Raw genomic sequence first — 18,810 nt, forward strand, 5'->3', positions numbered from 1 at the left:
GTAATGGACTATGGCTCGTCGCAGGCATCAGGAAGAACACGTTAACCACGAGCGCTGGCTCGTGTCCTACGCCGACTTCATCACGCTGCTGTTCGCTTTCTTCGTGGTCATGTACTCGATCTCGTCGATAAACGAAGGCAAGTACAAGGTTATTTCCGAAGCGCTGATCGGCGTCTTTACCGACTCCGATCGCTCACTCAAACCGATCCCGATCGGCGAAGAACGACCGAAGACCGTGACCCCGGCCAAGCCGCTGGTCAAGGATGCCGAGCAGGTCGACGCCGGTATCGCCGGCGCCAGCGATCCGCTGAAGAGCATTGCCGATGACATCAGTGCAGCGTTCGGCGATCTGATCAGCTCCAATCAGATGACCGTGCGTGGCAACGAGTTGTGGGTCGAAATCGAACTCAACTCCAGCCTGTTGTTCGGCAGCGGCGACGCCATGCCCAGCGACATCGCGTTCAACATCATCGACAAGGTTGCGGCGATCCTCAAACCGTTCGACAACCCGATCCACGTTGAAGGCTTCACCGACGATCAACCGATCCGCACCGCGCAGTACCCGACCAACTGGGAGCTGTCCTCGGCGCGTTCGGCGAGCATCGTGCGCATGCTGGCGATGCAGGGCGTGAACCCTGGTCGTCTGGCCTCGGTGGGCTACGGCGAGTTCCAGCCAGTGGCCAACAACGCCACGGCCGAAGGCCGGGCGAAAAACCGTCGGGTGGTGCTGGTGGTGTCGCGCAACCTCGATGTGCGCCGCAGCCTCACGGGCACCGGAACCGCCAACGCGCAACCGGACGCCGCACTCAAGCGTGCTGGCACACAAACTGCACCGACCCCGGTCAAGACGCCGGGACGCGAGAGTGCCGTCAATTCTCCGTCACCCGCATTAACACGCTGAGCCATGTCTCGGTCGAGCATCTCGACCGGGAGGAACGAACTGAATGAGAGTCTGGGCAGTCGCCAATCAAAAGGGTGGTGTTGGTAAAACCACTTCTTCCATCGCTTTAGCCGGTTTACTGGCGGAGGCGGGCAAGCGCGTGGTTGTGGTCGATCTCGACCCGCACGGCTCGATGACCAGCTATTTCGGCTACGACCCCGACAGCCTGGAACACAGCAACTACGACCTGTTTCTGCACAAGGGCACTGTGCCGCAAGGCTTGCCCGGGCAGTTGCTGTTGTCGACCAGCGACGAACGCATTTCCCTGCTGCCGTCGAGCACCGCTCTGGCCACCCTTGAGCGCCAGTCGCCGGGGCAGAGTGGCTTGGGTCTGGTGATCGCCAAGAGTCTGGCGCAGCTGTGGCAGGACTTCGATTACGCCGTCATCGACAGCCCGCCGTTGCTCGGCGTGCTGATGGTCAACGCCCTCGCGGCCAGCCAGCAACTGGTGATCCCGGTGCAGACCGAACACCTGGCCGTCAAAGGCCTGGAGCGGATGGTCAACACCCTGGCGATGATCAACCGCTCGCGCAAACAGGCGCTGCCGTTCAGCATCGTGCCGACCCTGTTCGATCGCCGTACACAGGCATCGATGCATACCTTGCGCGTGCTGCGTGACAAATTCCCCGAGGAGATCTGGCAGGGTTACATCCCGGTCGATACGCGTCTGCGCGACGCCAGCCGTGCCGGTGTCACACCTTCGCAATTCGACGGCAAGAGCCGTGGCGTGCTGGCCTACCGCGCGCTGCTCAAGCATCTGTTGGCGCAACAACTTGTTCCGCAGGTGGCTTGAGCATGAATCGGCCGCTTAAGTTGACGTCGAAGCCGCAGTTGGCCTTGCAGTCGTATCTGGATGGCTTGTTGCAGGAGATTCCTGACGAGTTGCCAGCGGCATTCGTAGCGGAACCTGAAGAGGTGGAAAGTGCGGCGGCGCTGGATGAATTCCAGGCCGCGGTGCTGGAAGAGCAGGCGCGTGATGCGCAGCAGGCTGTGAAGCCGGTTGCTGCCCCCGCCGTTGCTCCAGCGGCCAAGGCGCCGGTGATGTTGATCGAAGAGGCAGCGCCGGTTCGCGCCCCCGTTTCGACATTGGCGCCACTGCTGCAAACCCAGCTTCTGAAAACCACGCCAGAACCGGTCGTGGCCGAGCCTGCGCCAGTCGTGCCCGAACCCGTCGAACAGACGCTGGTGCCGCCGCTGGTGGAAGTGCATTTGCCGCCGAGCAATACGCCACCGCCCGTGGAAACCGACGGCCGTCCAGCCTGGGCCTCCGAAGCGTTCGAATGCCTGCTGTTCGACGTGGCCGGGCTGACGTTGGCGGTGCCGCTGGTGTGCCTCGGCTCGATCTATTCGCTGGCCGGTCATGAACTGACGCCGCTGTTCGGCCAGCCGGAATGGTTCCTCGGCATCTTGCCGAGCCAGGCCGGCAACCTGAAAGTTCTGGACACCGCGCGCTGGGTCATGCCGGATCGCTATCGCGATGACTTCCGTCAGGGCTTGCAGTACGTGATTTCGGTACAAGGTTACGAGTGGGGCCTGGCGGTGCATCAGGTCAGTCGTTCGTTGCGTCTTGATCCGAATGAAATCAAATGGAGAAGTCATCGAGGTCAGCGGCCATGGCTCGCCGGCACGGTGATTGAACACATGTGCGCCTTGCTCGATGTCGCCGCACTGGCCGAGTTAATCGCCAGCGGCGGGGCAAAACACATGTCCGGCAGTAAGCCGAACCACAAACCGACATAACAGACAGTACCGGCATCGATATGCCGGAAACGAAACATAAACCGCCAGGCGCGGTACTTCGAGGGGCTAGGGTATGAACGACAAGGCGACGGCGGCAAAGGGTTCCGAAGATCCGATCCTGCAATGGGTGACCTTCAAGCTGGACAACGAAACCTACGGCATCAACGTGATGCGCGTTCAGGAAGTCCTGCGCTACACCGAGATCGCGCCGGTACCGGGTGCGCCAAGTTACGTGCTGGGCATCATCAACCTGCGCGGTAACGTTGTCACCGTGATCGACACCCGTCAGCGCTTCGGCCTGAGCACCGGCGAGATCAGCGACAACACCCGTATCGTCATCATCGAAGCCGACAAGCAAGTGGTCGGGATCATGGTCGACAGCGTGGCTGAAGTGGTTTACCTGCGTCAGTCGGAAATCGAGACCGCACCGAACGTCGGTAACGAAGAGTCGGCCAAGTTCATCCAGGGCGTGTGCAACAAGAACAACGAGTTGCTGATCCTGGTCGAGCTGGACAAGATGATGAGCGAAGAAGAATGGTCGGAACTGGAGAGCATCTGATTTGATTCTCGAGGTTGCGGTTATTGTCCTGTTCCTTTTCTGGGCAGGGACGCTGGCGATGTTTGTGTCGTACATCAAGGCGCAAAAAGTGATTGCCGCGCAACAGGCTCATGGCGATGCGCTGCGTGATCAGCGCATCAAGGACCTGGCCAAACGCGTTGACGACTACCAGAACGGCAACGTGCGCATGGGCGAAGCCCTGCACGAGTTGCGCGCGGTCGTCGGGCCGTTGCCTGACAAGATTGTTGCGCTGGAGCAGCGCGATCCATCGAGCCTGTCGTTCGCCCAAGCGGCGAAACTGGTGGGGATGGGCGCGAGCGTTGATGAACTGACTCAGTCCTGCGGTTTGACCCAGGCTGAGGCGGAGTTGATGCGTAAGTTGCACAGAAGCTGAAGCTAAAACCAGATCAAAAGATCGCAGCCTTCGGCAGCTCTTACATTGGAATTCGCATTTCCTGTAAGAGCTGCCAAAGGCTGCGATTTTTTGCTTTTAGACGAAAAATACCGTTTGTCGGGACTGTCAGATCTGACAGTAGCTAGCGTTCTTTGACATTCAACATACTCAAGATGATTTCAAAATCATCTTGAGTATGGGCATGAGACTATTACTGTTTTTAACAATGCTACTTGCCGCCAGTGTCAATGCCATGTCTGGTCAGGCCTTGGTAACCGATTTAAATGCGAGATATTTCAGTACAGTTGCTCAATGCTCGAACGGAACGCCTGCGTACTATTGTTCTGGAGTTCTCCTGCGGGCAGTGGATTACAGTACGTTTTTTAAATTTTGGGATTACGGCTCGCAGGCGACAAAGTTGGGCTCGGTTGCTTTTACTTATGTCCGTTCAGATATCGGCAGTACGACGCTGAACGGCAACAGGAAAAGCGGCTTCATTTTGAAAGACCAGACGTCGGCATTGGCAGCGGGAAAGGCTTTGAGTCTGCGGTGTATTTTCCCTTTTCCGACCGAGTCACTCAATCTTCGGGCAGATCACGGTTGTGGGTTTGCACCTGGAGCGGCACAAGCGGAGCCCGATCTGGCCAATTGTGCAAAATTGTCGGGCTCGCCTGTTACGACGTCGGCATGGCTGCGGAACTTCTTGGAAAATCAGTCCCTTCCCAGGAATCAGTGTTCGCTAAGTACGGTGGTGGCGGCGCAATTCAAGGCCAGTCTTGAAGCACACACGCTAATGGGCGCTGCGTGGACGGCCAAGCCGATGGAAGTCCTGGTGAAGACGTGGGATGAGAGCAAGCCTGAAAAACTACCCGTCGAAGCTGTGTTCTACGATGCCTCAACTCCCGCCAAAGTGGAAGATGCGCGGAAGTTTCAGCGAGAATACTATCTGGAGACATCTATTTATGTGCCAATCGTCAGATTGAACCTGACGGATGCGAATAAAGAAGTCTTTAGTTACGCCACTGATGATCAGCGTTATGGGGAAGCGGTCGCTGAGCGCTTGAACATTAAGTATTCCAATGTGACAAAAGAGTGTAATGGTTGGGCAGCTTATTATTGCAGTGGTGTGCTTTTGAGGGTCACGGGAACCAAGCCGGCATATCATGCCTGGGACCCAAGTGATAACTCTATAAAAACGGGCGGAGTTTCATTCTCTTATTTGCGAAAAGACTTGGGTACAGAAATCCTCGTCTACAATGAGACGCAAGGTTTCATTTTCAAGGACTTTGATACAGCAGAACGCTTAGGCTCATATCCCACTCCTTTGCTTTGCTCTTATCCATCTGACGCTAATACGTACAGTCGACCTACGGATGGAGGGTGTGGTCCAAACACATTTTATCCAGTAACCAGTCGTACCTGCCTGGAAGTCGGTGTTACAACATTGGATAGTTGGAAGGTGCATTACCGATCTGTCGGTGGTTCAGGCTACTTTTCGCAGAGAAACAGAAATCAGTGCAGTTTTACTGGTGACAAGGATGAGTTTGCTCTGAGTCTAGAAGCACGTAACAATTTTGAGCGGCCAGAAGAAGAGCGTCCTTATCATAACGAAGTCATGTTGAAGACTTGGCCTAGAGGCATTCCAGAACAATTGCCGATAGCCGCATTTTTCTATCTGCACAAGCAGACCCTTGAGGTGGGTATAGAGGGTGCCAAGTATGCTCAGAAAGACTACTTCAATGTGACAGGCAATTTATTGCCTGTCATACGTGTCACCTTGGTTGATGGTAAGTCAGAGGCATTTAGTTATCATGCGTCTGAGCAGTCAGATGTCTGGAAATAGGTCGCGTAAATAGCGCTGCGATCTTTATTGCGGGGAGATCAGTATGAGATTGTTAATTTTTTTGATTTTAGTAGTGGCTGTGAATGCTAATGTTAATGCCATGTCTGGTCAGGCCATGGTAACCGATTTAAATGCGAGATATTTCAGTACAGTTGCTCAATGCTCGAACGGAACGCCTGCGTACTATTGTTCTGGAGTTCTCCTGCGGGCAGTGGATTACAGTACGTTTTTTAAATTTTGGGATTACGGCTCGCAGGCGACAAAGTTGGGCTCGGTTGCTTTTACTTATGTCCGTTCAGATATCGGCAGTACGACGCTGAACGGCAACAGGAAAAGCGGCTTCATTTTGAAAGACCAGACGTCGGCATTGGCAGCGGGAAAGGCTTTGAGTCTGCGGTGTATTTTCCCTTTTCCGACCGAGTCACTCAATCTTCGGGCAGATCACGGTTGTGGGTTTGCACCTGGAGCGGCACAAGCGGAGCCCGATCTGGCCAATTGTGCAAAATTGTCGGGCTCGCCTGTTACGACGTCGGCATGGCTGCGGAACTTCTTGGAAAATCAGTCCCTTCCCAGGAATCAGTGTTCGCTAAGTACGGTGGTGGCGGCGCAATTCAAGGCCAGTCTTGAAGCACACACGCTAATGGGCGCTGCGTGGACGGCCAAGCCGATGGAAGTCCTGTTGAAGACGTGGGATGAGAGCAAGCCTGAAACTCTACCCGTCGAAGCTGTGTTCTACGATGCTTCGACGCCCGCCAAAGTGGCCGATGCGCAAAAGTTTCAGCGCGAGTACTACCTTGCAACTTCTCTGTACGTCCCTATCGTCAAGTTGAATCTGGCTGCGCCAGACAGGAATGTCTTTGTTTTTTCTGCTGAGGATCAGAAGTATGGCGAGGTAGTTGCCGAACAAATGAATGCCCGCTTCGCCAACGTTTCAAATGATTGTTCTGGTAGGCCAGCATATTTTTGCAACGGGATAATGATCAGGACGACAAAGGCGACTACCAATTACCACGCCTGGGACCCCAGTAGTAACTCTATCGCGCGGGACGGGATTTCATTTTCCTACCTTAGAAAAGATCTAAAGATGAAGGGGTTGTATATTTCCGAGGCAGTCGGATTTACGTTCAAGAGTATGGATTTCGCAATCAAGTCAAACTCACAGCCTATCACGGTGCGATGTGAGTTTCCGGGGGATGGGGCGACGAGTACTTATCGGGAAAAATCATGTGGGCCGCATGTTCGGTTTCCAGATGATAGCGGCCCTTGTGAGGAATTAGGGAAGTTGACTTTGGCTGAGTGGAAAAGTCATTATCATTCGAAGACACAAATAGGAGATAGATTTCAACATCAGTGCAGTTTGGGGCCGGGAAAGGACCAATTTACAATTTTTTTACAAGGTCGAAATAACTTCGAATACCCTGTTGATTTGAACTATACAAATGAAATCGTAATGGCGGCATGGCCTGCAGGAATACCGGAAAAATTACCCCTGGAGGCCTTTATTTATGTTGCTTCTGCTAACCCGGCAACAGCGCTCGCCGGCGCAAAATTCATGCAGGAGGATTATTTTGAGCAGACTTTAAATTATTTGCCAGTGATACGGCTCACCTTTGCGGGTGATGTGGCGACATTCAGTTTTCATCCTGAGGAGCAATCGGTCACTGTTTCCGGTATTTAGTGGGGTAGGCGTTGTTTACGTAAAGGCACAGGATGCTGTAACTCAGTATCGTGTGCCTTTTTTATTTCTACCATTTACTCATAAAGTGACACGCAACAAGCGGGAAAACATCAGATTGGCATTCGAACCGACCCGGTAAACGGTGTAGTTGACGATTACAGTTTTGCCAGCGTTCTCTGTTACCCAGTTCGCAGGTATATCGAAAGCCACTGAAGAGCTGCTTTGAATCGGCTTTGTTTCTGTCTCGCGCACTACCACACCGTGCCATCTGACCTTGACGGTATAGCCGGGTGCCATGTTCAAGAACTTGACGGTCACTCTTTTTCTGTCGCTGGAGAGTCTTGGCTCAACCAGATCGAAATCTTGCGGGTCGATAGTGAGCGACAGCGATTTTGAGATGATCAACGGTGTTTCTGGTGTGAGGCGAACGCTGTAGTTGACGGTGACAAGCCGACCAATTGAATCAATGACTTCAAGACGAGGGATGATGAAGTTCAACGGCGCCGGATTGCCGACGTCCAGTATTTCCGTGTCGTACTTATAGTGGCCGTTTGTCCAACGCACTCGCACTCTATGGCCTCTGAGCATGCCAACGTAATGCGGCACCCGCACGTTGATGTGAGTGCTGGCGTAGACGTCATTGAAATTCAAACGTTTACCATCAGCGCCATAGGCCTCGAGGACTTTCGGTGGAACAAGATTGAATGTTGTAAGTTCAGTGCTCATCTTTTCAACTCCATTCGAGATATTAATACGCGGGCAACGATCTGCGCGGGTTAGAGCGCGACTCTCAATACCTGAGAGAACTGGCTCAACTCGCCTGGTGAGGATCGATTAACGCTGTAATTGATCAAGACAGTCTTGCCTTTGTTTTCTTCTATCCAACTGGCCGGGATCGTAAACTCGGCTGTGATACCGGTTTTCATTTGCTTCCATGCGGTCCTGCGGGTCACTACTCCTGCCAGGCGTACACGCGCTATCTGGCCGCTCGCCATTTGCGGATAACGAACAGTGACGGTGGTCTGATCCGGCGTGAGGCGTGGCGGAGGAAGAGCGAAGTCTTGAGCATCAACCGTGAGTCGCAGGGGGATAGAGCGATGTAGAGGTCCTTTCGGAAAGGTACGCACCTTGAAGGAGACGGGGACGATACTCCCGATGGAGTCCACAACTTCCATGCGTGGCACGAGAAAATCCATTGGGCCGACGGCTGTGACCGTGGTTATTTCGCTGTCGCAGCGATGCCGGGCATTGTCCCAGCGGGCTCGAATGGTTTGCCCGACCGCCATGCCCACATAGGGTTGGACGCGAATCGTTACATGTCTCGCTTCATAGATGTCAGCCATCTTCAATCGATCGCGAGCATCACCGTAAGCTTCTAGAACCAATGGAATCTTTAGCTCAATGGTGGTTTTCACGTTTACAGATTTGGGCTGGGAAGTTCTGTTGCGCACCTTGTAAGTGATAGTGACTGTGCTTTGATCGCTTTCTCTCGCCCAATCGAGTGGAATGGCAAAGTCAAGGGTTTCTCCACCGGTGTAGTTCTTTGCGGGGGTTGATCGGGCAATGCGTCCCTGCCAGTCAACACTGACGAGGTCATTGAGGTGCAATCCGCTCTTGGGAACCCTGACGACGAGGTTTGTCAGAAAGGCCGGGTCGATGGAGCCGGATTGTTCGCCTGTGACTTCAGGTGGCAGAAGAGGGGAGGTGTCTCCCAGGTTTACGCTGACTTCGGTCGCAATCGCCCAAGGCGCAGAAGGGTGCGGAAAGTTGCCGCAGCGATCGATAACCTGAAAGGTGACAGAGTGAATGCCTCGTCCTGCTCGCTCGATCAAGGCCTTGCTGAAGAAAACTTCGACCGGATGATTGATAGGATCGTCAATGTTGCGTTGAGTGACGGGATAGAAAGTCGCTTTCTCAGATACTCCCCACCGCGCGACTATTTTGTCGTAGATCGTCATATTGGGGTAAGGCAGAACCCGCAAGCGGATGCCGTTATCGACCATGCCTTGATCAATGCCGTTCGCGACATCGGGAATGAATCGATAGCGCAGGTTCGGGTGCCCAGCAGGTTCTGGCTGGTCAAGTTGGCCGCCAGGATAGGTGCGTTTGACCAGCACCTTCAGCTTTGCTGAGTCTTCCGGTGTCTGGTGTCTAGCTCCCACGGTATAAAAAACCAGTGCGGAGCCGTCGAGGACTTCCTGGCCGCTCAGGTTGAATACAACTTCTTTGTTGAGTTTGTCATCGGAGTCGATGACTTCCAGCCTGATCGGTGAGGCAACGTTCTGCCAGTACAATCTGCATTCATCCCCCAACTTCATTTGCCAAGGGGAGATGTTTATACGCAGGCCTCGCTCGAAGGCATTGATTCCCACGCCACCGTCGTACAGCTCCTCACCCTCGACTGGTTGCACAAAGCCCGAAATATCGACAGGTCGCAGGGCTTGAATCGCATTATCTGAGCCGGGTTTCGATTGCGTTGTCATTGGATTCTCCTGAAAAAAAGCGCGATGCGGCTTCCAGGAATGATCTGGCCAAATTCAGTGCAATTCGCCAACTGTCAGATCTGACAGTCCCGACGGATGGTCACGTGTATCGGTAGTCTGCACCCTGATCGGTGATGTCCTTCTCGACCATCGGCGCATCCGGATCCTGTCCCTCGGGGAATTTCCCCTTCAGATTCCACGCAAACGCGATGATCTCGGCGATGGTGCGATACAGCTCTTCGGGAATGCTGTCGCCCAGTTCCATGCGCGCCAACAGGCGCACCAGTTCGGCGTTCTCGTAGATCGGCACTTCACACTCGCGGGCGATCCGCAGGATTTCTTCGGCCAGTTCCTCGTCACCCTTGGCGGTGAGGGTCGGGGCGTGGTTGCCGTCGTATTTGAGGGCGATGGCCTGGCGTGGGGCGGTGGTGTCATTCATGCGGTTTCGTCAACCCAGCGGTGGTCGAGGCGGGTTTGGTTGCCTTGCGGCGGGGTGCCGTGGTGGCAGTCCAGATCGCCGACGTTCAGCCCGCGATCGAGCAGGCGCTGGCGCAGAGCGAACAGGTTGTTTTCGATCAGGTCGGCGGTGTACGGCCGTTCGGCCCAGAGCTGACTCGACAGGCTGCCGGCAATCAATTGCGCCTGAATCTGCATCGGCCCCAGCGGTTCCATGTCGAACACCAGATCGACGCGCCACAATTGTTGTTTGGGCTCGCGTTCGTCGCGACGCTCATTCGGTTGCGGCTCTTTCTCCGGCGCTTCTTCGCGCTGGAACTTGACCTGCAACGGCACGATGTCCTGCAGGTTACGCATGGGAATTTCCAGTTGCCAGGTGCTGAGCAGGCGCCCGTCATCGGTGACGCCGGTCTGTTCCAGGCTCGATAACTGATGGCTTTGCAGCCGGGAAACAGCGGCGGCGGCGAGGCGCAGCAAATGTTCCAGATCACCTTCGCCGTCCTGGCTTTGCAGCAGTCGGTCGGGCAGCGGGAAACTGTTTGGCAGCGGTTTGGCACTGACTTGACCGAGCATGCCGAGGGCGTTGCGTACGAAACTCGGCATGGCCTGCGCCAAGGTGTTGGCGGCAATGATCGCATTCAGATTGGTGTTGCCGGGCAGGCCGGGTGTGAGTTGCGCGATCAACTTGAGCAGATCGGCTTTCATGTCCGGGGCCAGCGTCGGGTTTTGCCCGGTCAGCAGTTTGGCTTCGAGAAACATGCCGCTGTTGGCCAGCGCCATTGCCAGACCCTTCGGCGTGCTCAGCTGTTGTACGTCAGGCAGGCCGGCCAGCAGTTTGTCGACCGCTGCGCGCAGATCTGCCGACGTTTGATCGGTATCGGCCGGCAGGTTTTGCAGCGCATTCAATAAACCGCTGAGCGATGCCTGGCGACTCTGCTGGCCGACCAGTTGCTGGCTCACCGCCAGTTGCTCCTGACGGCTGCTCAGCGGCAGGAATTTCAGGGTTTGCGAATCTTCCACCAGCGCCGAGAGCAGGGTGCCGATACGCAGCGGTTGCGGGCTGTCGATGCTCAGGGTACTGCCGCTCAACGCGGTATTGAGCAGGCTGACCATCGAGCGGAACACCGTCGCTTGACCCGGTGGCTGCGCAACGACCTGCGAGGTCAGCACCTTGCCTTGCAACAAAGTACCGACCGGCAGTTGCGCGGTGTCGATGCGGGTGAGGGTGGCGACACTGCTGGCAATCGCCTGTTGCACAGTGATCGCCAGATTGCCTGCCGACGGCTGGGTGATCGCCAGGCTGGTGCCTTGCGGCAATGGCAGATTGCTGGTCGCTTGCACGGTGGTCTGCCGCCCGCTGTCCAGCGTCACCTTCAGCAATAATTGAAACGTCTGATCCGCCTGTTTGAGCGACAACACCTCGGCCTTGGCGCTCTGCCCGGCGCCGATCAAGCCTTCAACCGGCGTCAGCAGCTTGAGCAGCTCACCCACCTGCGGGCGAGCGGTCGCCGGGGTGGTGGGCGGGAGCGGGAGGATGTTCATTTCGCCTGTCATACGCGGACACAACCTGAGGAAATTGCACTCTTGAGAGTAAGGCACGACATGTATAATGCCGCCCGTCTTGCGCTTCGTTCAAAAAACATAACAATTGTTTGACGCAGCTCTCTAGAACGAGCCGTCAATGCATCTATGCTGCATCTCTTTAACGGCCGCACCCGAGCCGACTTGAACCGTATAAGGCCCGTGATCCCTTGACCAGTCCTGTCCTGCAAACCGTTGCCCTCGCGTGTGAACGTGACTTGAGGCTGCTCTTCGAAAATCTCGAATTGAGACTGGCCAGTGGCGATATGGTGCAAATCAGCGGTCCCAATGGCAGCGGTAAAACCAGTCTGTTGCGTCTGTTGGCCGGGCTGATGCAACCGACCGACGGTCAAGTCCTGCTCAACGGCCAGCCGCTGACCGAACAGCGCAGCGAACTGGCGCGCAATCTGTTGTGGATCGGCCATGCCGCCGGGATCAAGGACCTGCTGACCCCGGAAGAAAACCTCTCCTGGCTGTGCGCCCTGCATCATCCCGCCGAACGCGATGCCATCTGGCAAGCGCTGGCAGCCGTAGGATTGCGCGGTTTCGAAGATGTTCCCTGCCACACGTTGTCCGCCGGTCAGCAGCGCCGTGTGGCACTGGCGCGTTTATATCTCGACAGCCCGCCGCTGTGGATTCTCGACGAGCCGTTCACCGCCCTCGACAAGCAAGGGGTGGCGCAACTTGAAGAGCATCTGGCTGGTCATTGCGAGCGCGGCGGCCTGGTGGTGTTGACCACGCACCACACCCTGAGCCGGATGCCGGCCGGTTATCGCGACATCGATCTGGGGAATTGGGCGGTATGAGTGTGTTCGGCCTGCTGGTTGCCCGTGAATCCCGACTGCTGTTTCGCCGCCCGGCGGAACTGGCCAATCCGCTGATTTTCTTCGCCATCGTCATCGCTTTGTTCCCGCTGGCCGTCGGCCCGGAAACGCAAGTGTTGCAAAACCTGTCCCCGGGGTTAGTCTGGGTGGCGGCGCTTTTGTCGGTCCTGCTCTCGCTGGACGGGCTTTTCCGCAGTGATTTTGAAGATGGCTCCCTGGAACAGTGGGTCCTTTCGTCGCACCCGCTGCCACTTCTGGTATTGGCCAAGGTGCTGGCACACTGGCTTTTTTCCGGGCTGGCACTGGTTTTACTCTCGCCCTTGCTGGCATTGATGCTCGGTTTACCGACCGCGTGTCTGCCGGTTTTGCTGCTTTCGTTACTGCTGGGCACGCCGGTGTTGAGCTTGCTCGGCGCGGTGGGCGCGGCGCTGACGGTGGGTTTGAAGCGCGGTGGCCTGTTGCTGGCGCTGCTGATTCTGCCGTTGTACATCCCGGTGTTGATCCTTGGCAGTGGCGCCCTGCAGGCGGCTTTGCAAGGCATGCCGGCGACCGGGTATCTGCTGTGGCTTGGTAGCCTGACCGCCCTGGCGATCACCCTGACACCTTTTGCAATAGCGGCTGGCCTGAAGATCAGCGTCGGCGAATAATGAGGTCTGGTTAAAATTTAACCAGCAAAGACCCTGAGACTGCTCACACCGATGAGCGGCACCCGTGATGGAAACAGTATGAACTGGACCTGGTTTCACAAGCTCGGCTCGCCCAAGTGGTTTTACGGCATCAGCAGCAAGTTCTTGCCGTGGTTGAGCATTGCAGCGTTGCTGCTGATTGGTGTCGGCGTCGTCTGGGGCCTGGCCTTCGCGCCGCCGGATTATCAGCAAGGCAACAGCTTTCGCATCATCTATATCCACGTGCCTGCTGCGATGCTCGCTCAGTCGATCTACGTGATGCTGGCGATGTGCGGCGTGGTCGGGCTGGTGTGGAAAATGAAACTGGCCGACGTCGCCCTGCAATGCGCGGCACCGATCGGTGCGTGGATGACCGCCGTGGCGCTGGTCACCGGGGCGATCTGGGGCAAACCGACGTGGGGCTCGTGGTGGGTCTGGGACGCGCGGCTGACCTCGATGCTGATTCTGCTGTTCCTGTATTTCGGCGTGATCGCGCTGGGCAACGCCATCAGCAACCGTGACAGTGCCGCCAAGGCCTGCGCCGTGCTGGCTATCGTCGGCGTGATCAACATTCCGATCATCAAATACTCGGTGGAGTGGTGGAACACCCTGCACCAGGGCGCGACCTTTACCCTCACTGAAAAACCGGCAATGCCTGCCGAGATGTGGCTGCCACTGCTGCTGACGGTTCTGGGTTTCTACTGCTTCTTCGGCGCCGTGCTGTTGCTGCGCATGCGCCTGGAAGTGCTCAAGCGCGAAGCCCGCGCCAGTTGGGTCAAAGAAGAAGTGCAGCACAGTCTGGAGGCCGTTCGATGAGTTTTGCTTCATTCGGCGACTTCCTCGCCATGGGCCATCATGGCCTGTATGTCTGGTCGGCCTACGGCATCTGTCTGGCGGTACTGGCCTTCAACGTGGCGGCGCCGATCGTGGCCCGCAAGCGGTATCTGCAACAAGAGGCGCGTCGTCTGCGCCGGGAGAACGGCAAGTGAATCCGCTGCGCAAAAAACGTTTGATCATCATTCTGGCGATTCTGGTCGGAGTCGGCGCTGCCGTCGGCCTGGCCCTCAGCGCTTTGCAGCAGAACATCAATCTGTTCTACACCCCGACCCAGATTGCCGATGGCGAAGCGCCGCACGACACGCGCATCCGTGCCGGTGGCATGGTCGAGAAGGGCTCGCTGCAGCGTTCTCCGGATTCGCTGGACGTCAAATTCGTCGTCACCGACTTCAACAAAGCCGTGACCATCACCTATCGCGGCATCCTCCCGGACCTGTTCCGCGAAGGGCAGGGCATCGTTGCCCTCGGCAAGATCAATGCGGACGGTGTGGTCGTCGCCGATGAAGTGCTGGCCAAGCACGACGAGAAGTACATGCCGCCGGAAGTGACCAAAGCGTTGAAAGACAGCGGTCAATCCGCACCGACCCCAGCGAAGGAGGGTTGATCGATGACTTCCGCGATATTTATTCCTGAACTGGGCCATCTGGCGATGATTCTGGCGCTGTGTTTTGCGCTGGTGCAAGCCGTGGTGCCATTGGTCGGTGCATGGCGCGGCGACCGTTTCTGGATGAGTCTGGCCCAGCCGGCCGCATGGGGGCAGTTTGCCTTTTTGCTGTTTGCCTTCGGCTGCCTGACTTACGCCTTCATGACCGATGATTTCTCGGTCGGCTATGTGGCGATGAACTCCAACAGTGCCTTGCCGTGGTACTACAAGTTCAGCGCGGTGTGGGGCGCCCACGAAGGTTCGCTGCTGCTGTGGGCGTTGATCCTCGGTGGCTGGACCTTCGCCGTGTCGGTGTTCTCGCGGCAATTGCCGCAAGTCATGCTCGCCCGCGTACTGGCGGTGATGGGCATGATCAGTACCGGTTTCCTGCTGTTCCTGATTCTCACGTCGAACCCGTTTTCGCGGATCCTGCCGCAGATTCCGGCGGACGGTCGCGACCTCAATCCTTTGCTGCAAGACATCGGCCTGATCGTTCATCCGCCGATGCTCTACATGGGGTATGTCGGTTTCTCCGTGGCCTTCGCGTTCGCCATTGCGGCACTGCTCGGCGGTCGTCTCGATGCGGCGTGGGCACGCTGGTCGCGGCCGTGGACCATCGTCGCCTGGGCCTTCCTCGGCATCGGCATCACCCTCGGTTCGTGGTGGGCTTACTACGAACTCGGCTGGGGTGGCTGGTGGTTCTGGGACCCGGTGGAAAACGCTTCCTTCATGCCTTGGCTGGTTGGCACCGCGCTGATCCACTCGTTGGCGGTCACGGAAAAACGCGGCGTATTCAAGAGCTGGACGGTGCTGCTGGCAATTGCCGCGTTCTCGTTGAGCCTGCTCGGTACCTTCCTTGTACGTTCCGGCGTGCTGACCTCGGTGCACGCCTTTGCCTCCGACCCTGAGCGCGGTGTGTTCATCCTGATCTTCCTGCTGTTCGTGGTCGGTGGATCGCTGACGTTGTTTGCCTTGCGTGCGCCAGTGGTGAAAAGTCAGGTCGGCTTCAATCTGTGGTCCCGGGAAACCCTGTTGTTGGGCAACAACCTGGTGTTGGTGGTAGCGGCGTCGATGATTCTGCTCGGGACCTTGTACCCGTTGATTCTCGATGCGATCAGCGGCGCCAAACTGTCGGTCGGCCCGCCGTACTTCAATGCGCTGTTCATTCCGTTGATGGCGTTGCTGATGCTGGTGATGGCGGTCGGCGTGATCGTGCGCTGGAAAGACACCCCGGTGAAATGGCTGGTTGGCATGCTCACCCCGGTGTTGCTCGGCAGTGTCGCGCTGGCAGTCGTGGCCGGCGTCGCCTACGGTGATTTCAACTGGGCGGTGATCGCGACCTTCCTGCTCGCCGCGTGGGTATTGCTCGCCGGCGTGCGCGACATTTTCGACAAGACCCGCCACAAAGGCCTGATCAAAGGCCTGCCGACCCTGACCCGCAGTTACTGGGGTATGCAGATCGCCCACCTCGGCATCGCCGTGTGTGCATTGGGCGTGGTGTTGTCGAGCCAGAACAGTGCCGAACGCGACCTGCGTCTGGCGCCGGGTGAGTCGATGGCGCTGGCCGGTTATCAGTTTGTCTTCGAAGGCGCGAAGCACTTCGAAGGGCCGAACTTCACCTCCGACAAGGGCACCATTCGGGTCATTCGCGACGGCAAGGAAATCAGCGTGCTGCACCCGGAAAAACGCCTGTACACCGTGCAGAGTTCGATGATGACCGAAGCCGGGATCGACGCCGGTTTCACCCGTGATCTCTACGTTGCCCTCGGCGAGCCGCTGGAAAACGGCGCGTGGGCGGTGCGCGTGCATGTCAAACCGTTTGTGCGCTGGATCTGGTTCGGCGGTTTGCTCACCGGTTTGGGTGGTTTGCTGGCGGCGCTGGATCGACGTTATCGGGTCAAGGTGAAATCCAGGGTGCGTGATGCGCTAGGCATGACGGGAGCGGCTGCATGAGACGTTGGTTGATGCTGGTGCCACTGGCGATTTTCCTGCTGGTGGCGGTATTCCTTTATCGCGGTCTGTACCTTGATCCGGCGGAGCTGCCGTCGGCCATGATCAACAAACCGTTCCCGGAGTTTTCGTTGCCGGCAGTGCAGGGCGACAAGACCCTGACCAAGGCTGACATTCTCGGTAAACCTGCCCTGGTAAACGTCTGGGGCACCTGGTGCATTTCCTGCCGGGTCGAACACCCGGTGCTGAACAAACTGGCCGAGCGCGGTGTGGTGATCTACGGGATCAACTACAAGGACACCAACGCCGATGCGCTGAAGTGGTTGGCCGAATTTCACAATCCTTATGCGCTGGACATCCGTGACGACGAAGGCTCGCTGGGCCTGAACCTCGGAGTCTACGGCGCGCCGGAAACCTTTTTCATCGACGCCAAAGGCATCATTCGTGACAAATACGTCGGTGTGATCGACGAGCAGGTCTGGCGCGAAAAACTCGCGGCCAAGTATCAGGCGCTGGTCGATGAGGCCAAGCCATGAAGCGTTTTTTAGCCGCCGTGGTATTGGGCTTGAGTCTGGCCGGTGTGGCGCACGCCGCCATCGATACTTACGAGTTCGCCAAAGAAGGTGACCGCGAGCGTTTCCGCGAACTGACCAAGGAACTGCGCTGCCCCAAATGCCAGAACCAGGACATCGCCGATTCCAACGCGCCGATTGCCGCTGACCTGCGAAAAGAGATTTTTCGCATGCTCGGCGAGGGTAAGGACAACCAGCAGATCATCGACTTCATGGTCGATCGCTACGGTGATTTCGTCCGCTACAAACCTGCACTGAATGCCAAGACTGCCTTGCTGTGGTTCGGCCCGGCCGCGCTGCTGCTCGGTGGCTTTGTGGTGATCGCGGTGATCGTCCGCCGTCGTCGCGGGCAACGCGCCGAAACCCCGCAATCGCTTTCCGCCGATGAGCGTCAGCGCCTCGACCAACTGTTGGATAAAAACCAAGAATGATTGATTTCTGGCTTGCCGCAGGGCTGTTGCTTCTGGTCGCCCTGAGTTTTCTGCTGATCCCGGTTTTGCGTGAACGTCGCGCCCAGCGTGAAGAAGATCGCACTGCCCTGAACGTTGCGCTGTATCAGGAGCGCGTGGCCGAGTTGCAATCGCAACAGGCTGAAGGCGTGCTCGACGCCGCGCAAATGGACAGCGGTCGCGCTGAGGCTGCGCGTGAATTGCTGGCGGATACCGAAGGCGTTACAGCGCCGCGCGTGTCGAAGCTGGGCAAGCCGTTGCCGTTGCTGGCGGCGGTGCTTGTACCGGTGTTGGGACTCGGTCTGTACCTGCATTTCGGTGCTGCCGACAAAGTCGAACTGACCCGCGAATTCGCCCAGGCACCGCAGTCGATGGAAGAGATGACCCAACGTCTGGAGCGCGCGGTTGCCGCGCAGCCGGATTCGGCGGAAGGCCTGTACTTCCTCGGTCGCACTTACATGGCTCAGGAGCGTCCGGCGGACGCGGCGAAGATGTTCGAACGCGCCGCCAACCTCGCCGGCCGCCAGCCGGAACTGCTCGGGCAGTGGGCGCAGGCGCAGTATTTTGCCGATGGCAAAAAGTGGTCGGACAAGATTCAAGCCCTGACCGATGAAGCGCTGAAGGCCGATCCGAAAGAAGTCACCAGCCTCGGTCTGCTGGGTATCGCCGCATTCGAAGGTGAGCGCTATCAGCAAGCCATCGATTACTGGAATCGTCTGCTGGCGCAATTGCCACCGGACGACAAGTCCCGCGAAGCGCTGCAAGGCGGGATCGAGCGTGCCGCCGAGCGCCTGCAAGCCAGCGGCGGCAAGGTCGCCGAGGCTCCAGCGGCCAAAACTGCCGCACTGCTCAAGGTTCGCGTCGATCTGGCCAGCGAACTCAAAGGCAGGGTGCAGCCGGGGGACAGCGTGTTCATCTTTGCCCGCGCCACGTCCGGGCCTCCAGCGCCGCTGGCGGCCAAACGCCTGACCGTGGCCGATCTGCCGGTGACCGTCGAACTGGGCGATGCCGACGCGATGATGCCGCAGTTGAAACTGTCGAACTTCCCTGAAGTCCAATTGGTTGCGCGCATCTCCCGGGCCGGTCAGCCGACCGCCGGGGAGTGGGTCGGTCGCAGCGGCCCTCTGGCCAGCAGCACCACCGCGCCACAAACACTGACCATCGACAGCCCGGACAAATAACCACCGGGAATAAAA

Annotated in this window: 20 protein-coding genes; 16 read left to right on the forward strand and 4 right to left on the reverse strand. The window is 57.4% G+C overall.

The annotated features are described in order from the left end of the window. Positions 1-10 precede the first annotated feature (10 nt). The 7 genes from motD to KI231_RS08370 all read left to right on the forward strand — a co-directional run bounded on the left by motD (position 11) and on the right by KI231_RS08370 (position 7,154). Complete coding sequence (motD, locus tag KI231_RS08340; RefSeq protein WP_064120990.1) at positions 11-901, forward strand: flagellar motor protein MotD; 891 nt, start codon at positions 11-13, stop codon at positions 899-901. Positions 902-944: 43 nt separating this feature from the next. Beyond that, positions 945-1,733, forward strand: a complete 789-nt coding sequence (locus KI231_RS08345) for a ParA family protein (protein WP_116033258.1) — start codon at positions 945-947, stop codon at positions 1,731-1,733. Positions 1,734-1,735: 2 nt separating this feature from the next. Then, positions 1,736-2,680 (forward strand): CheW domain-containing protein, encoded by a 945-nt coding sequence (locus tag KI231_RS08350; RefSeq protein ID WP_213027953.1) that lies wholly within the window; start codon positions 1,736-1,738, stop codon positions 2,678-2,680. Between the two features lie 73 nt (positions 2,681-2,753). After that, on the forward strand, positions 2,754-3,239 hold the full coding sequence (locus KI231_RS08355; RefSeq protein WP_025111919.1) for a chemotaxis protein CheW: 486 nt from the start codon (positions 2,754-2,756) through the stop codon (positions 3,237-3,239). Between the two features lies 1 nt (position 3,240). Beyond that, positions 3,241-3,633 carry a DUF2802 domain-containing protein gene (locus KI231_RS08360; RefSeq protein WP_213027954.1) on the forward strand — a complete coding sequence of 131 codons (393 nt, stop codon included), beginning with the start codon at positions 3,241-3,243 and terminating at the stop codon, positions 3,631-3,633. Between the two features lie 202 nt (positions 3,634-3,835). Next, complete coding sequence (locus KI231_RS08365) at positions 3,836-5,476, forward strand: hypothetical protein (RefSeq protein ID WP_213027955.1); 1,641 nt, start codon at positions 3,836-3,838, stop codon at positions 5,474-5,476. A gap of 43 nt (positions 5,477-5,519) precedes the next feature. After that, a complete protein-coding gene (locus tag KI231_RS08370; protein ID WP_213027956.1) occupies positions 5,520-7,154 on the forward strand; it encodes a hypothetical protein in 1,635 nt (544 codons plus the stop codon). Positions 7,155-7,232: 78 nt separating this feature from the next. Here KI231_RS08370 and KI231_RS08375 read toward each other — a convergent pair whose 3' ends face one another. The 4 genes from KI231_RS08375 to fliK form a co-directional block, all read right to left on the reverse strand. Next, positions 7,233-7,880, reverse strand: a complete 648-nt coding sequence (locus KI231_RS08375) for a hypothetical protein (protein WP_213027957.1) — start codon at positions 7,878-7,880, stop codon at positions 7,233-7,235. A 50-nt stretch (positions 7,881-7,930) separates the two neighbouring features. Beyond that, positions 7,931-9,637, reverse strand: a complete 1,707-nt coding sequence (locus KI231_RS08380; RefSeq protein WP_213027958.1) for a hypothetical protein — start codon at positions 9,635-9,637, stop codon at positions 7,931-7,933. Between the two features lie 100 nt (positions 9,638-9,737). Further along, the gene (locus KI231_RS08385) at positions 9,738-10,076 is read right to left on the reverse strand and encodes an EscU/YscU/HrcU family type III secretion system export apparatus switch protein (RefSeq protein WP_213027959.1); all 339 of its coding nucleotides are present in this window, start codon (positions 10,074-10,076) and stop codon (positions 9,738-9,740) included. Then, on the reverse strand, positions 10,073-11,647 hold the full coding sequence (gene fliK, locus KI231_RS08390; RefSeq protein WP_213027960.1) for a flagellar hook-length control protein FliK: 1,575 nt from the start codon (positions 11,645-11,647) through the stop codon (positions 10,073-10,075). Before fliK ends, KI231_RS08385 begins: the two co-directional genes overlap by 4 nt. Before the next feature lie 197 nt (positions 11,648-11,844). On the opposite strand from fliK, the gene ccmA reads away from it, so the two are divergent. From ccmA to ccmI, 9 genes are all read left to right on the forward strand, one after another. Further along, positions 11,845-12,480: a cytochrome c biogenesis heme-transporting ATPase CcmA gene (ccmA, locus tag KI231_RS08395; protein WP_213027961.1), complete on the forward strand. Its 636-nt coding sequence runs from the start codon at positions 11,845-11,847 to the stop codon at positions 12,478-12,480. Beyond that, on the forward strand, positions 12,477-13,145 hold the full coding sequence (ccmB, locus tag KI231_RS08400; protein ID WP_103306830.1) for a heme exporter protein CcmB: 669 nt from the start codon (positions 12,477-12,479) through the stop codon (positions 13,143-13,145). Before ccmA ends, ccmB begins: the two co-directional genes overlap by 4 nt. A 78-nt stretch (positions 13,146-13,223) precedes the next feature. Next, a complete protein-coding gene (locus KI231_RS08405) occupies positions 13,224-13,979 on the forward strand; it encodes a heme ABC transporter permease (protein ID WP_213027962.1) in 756 nt (251 codons plus the stop codon). Further along, positions 13,976-14,152, forward strand: coding sequence for a heme exporter protein CcmD (gene ccmD, locus KI231_RS08410; RefSeq protein ID WP_103306829.1), 177 nt, complete (start codon positions 13,976-13,978; stop codon positions 14,150-14,152). The genes KI231_RS08405 and ccmD overlap by 4 nt, the downstream gene beginning before the upstream one ends. Next, positions 14,149-14,604: a cytochrome c maturation protein CcmE gene (gene ccmE, locus KI231_RS08415; protein WP_213027963.1), complete on the forward strand. Its 456-nt coding sequence runs from the start codon at positions 14,149-14,151 to the stop codon at positions 14,602-14,604. The genes ccmD and ccmE overlap by 4 nt, the downstream gene beginning before the upstream one ends. Before the next feature lie 3 nt (positions 14,605-14,607). Continuing rightward, on the forward strand, positions 14,608-16,596 hold the full coding sequence (locus KI231_RS08420; protein ID WP_213027964.1) for a heme lyase CcmF/NrfE family subunit: 1,989 nt from the start codon (positions 14,608-14,610) through the stop codon (positions 16,594-16,596). Then, entirely contained in the window at positions 16,593-17,129 is a 537-nt protein-coding gene (locus KI231_RS08425; protein ID WP_099758373.1) for a DsbE family thiol:disulfide interchange protein, read from the forward strand. The genes KI231_RS08420 and KI231_RS08425 overlap by 4 nt, the downstream gene beginning before the upstream one ends. Beyond that, a complete protein-coding gene (locus KI231_RS08430; protein ID WP_103306826.1) occupies positions 17,126-17,596 on the forward strand; it encodes a cytochrome c-type biogenesis protein in 471 nt (156 codons plus the stop codon). The genes KI231_RS08425 and KI231_RS08430 overlap by 4 nt, the downstream gene beginning before the upstream one ends. After that, positions 17,593-18,795, forward strand: coding sequence for a c-type cytochrome biogenesis protein CcmI (ccmI, locus tag KI231_RS08435; protein ID WP_103306825.1), 1,203 nt, complete (start codon positions 17,593-17,595; stop codon positions 18,793-18,795). The genes KI231_RS08430 and ccmI overlap by 4 nt, the downstream gene beginning before the upstream one ends. Positions 18,796-18,810: the final 15 nt, after the last annotated feature.

It is taken from the genome of Pseudomonas sp. Seg1, from assembly GCF_018326005.1.
Taxonomy (GTDB): domain Bacteria; phylum Pseudomonadota; class Gammaproteobacteria; order Pseudomonadales; family Pseudomonadaceae; genus Aquipseudomonas.

Bases quoted from the DNA above. Each gene is read 5' to 3' on its own strand.
- motD (WP_064120990.1), top strand. From the start codon at position 11: ATGGCTCGTCGCAGGCATCAGGAAGAACACGTTAACCACGAGCGCTGG.
- KI231_RS08345 (WP_116033258.1), top strand. From the start codon at position 945: ATGAGAGTCTGGGCAGTCGCCAATCAAAAGGGTGGTGTTGGTAAAACC.
- KI231_RS08350 (WP_213027953.1), top strand. From the start codon at position 1,736: ATGAATCGGCCGCTTAAGTTGACGTCGAAGCCGCAGTTGGCCTTGCAG.
- KI231_RS08355 (WP_025111919.1), top strand. From the start codon at position 2,754: ATGAACGACAAGGCGACGGCGGCAAAGGGTTCCGAAGATCCGATCCTG.
- KI231_RS08365 (WP_213027955.1), top strand. From the start codon at position 3,836: ATGAGACTATTACTGTTTTTAACAATGCTACTTGCCGCCAGTGTCAAT.
- KI231_RS08370 (WP_213027956.1), top strand. From the start codon at position 5,520: ATGAGATTGTTAATTTTTTTGATTTTAGTAGTGGCTGTGAATGCTAAT.
- KI231_RS08375 (WP_213027957.1), bottom strand. From the start codon at position 7,880: ATGAGCACTGAACTTACAACATTCAATCTTGTTCCACCGAAAGTCCTC.
- KI231_RS08380 (WP_213027958.1), bottom strand. From the start codon at position 9,637: ATGACAACGCAATCGAAACCCGGCTCAGATAATGCGATTCAAGCCCTG.
- KI231_RS08385 (WP_213027959.1), bottom strand. From the start codon at position 10,076: ATGAATGACACCACCGCCCCACGCCAGGCCATCGCCCTCAAATACGAC.
- fliK (WP_213027960.1), bottom strand. From the start codon at position 11,647: ATGACAGGCGAAATGAACATCCTCCCGCTCCCGCCCACCACCCCGGCG.
- ccmB (WP_103306830.1), top strand. From the start codon at position 12,477: ATGAGTGTGTTCGGCCTGCTGGTTGCCCGTGAATCCCGACTGCTGTTT.
- KI231_RS08405 (WP_213027962.1), top strand. From the start codon at position 13,224: ATGAACTGGACCTGGTTTCACAAGCTCGGCTCGCCCAAGTGGTTTTAC.
- ccmD (WP_103306829.1), top strand. From the start codon at position 13,976: ATGAGTTTTGCTTCATTCGGCGACTTCCTCGCCATGGGCCATCATGGC.
- KI231_RS08420 (WP_213027964.1), top strand. From the start codon at position 14,608: ATGACTTCCGCGATATTTATTCCTGAACTGGGCCATCTGGCGATGATT.
- KI231_RS08425 (WP_099758373.1), top strand. From the start codon at position 16,593: ATGAGACGTTGGTTGATGCTGGTGCCACTGGCGATTTTCCTGCTGGTG.
- KI231_RS08430 (WP_103306826.1), top strand. From the start codon at position 17,126: ATGAAGCGTTTTTTAGCCGCCGTGGTATTGGGCTTGAGTCTGGCCGGT.
- ccmI (WP_103306825.1), top strand. From the start codon at position 17,593: ATGATTGATTTCTGGCTTGCCGCAGGGCTGTTGCTTCTGGTCGCCCTG.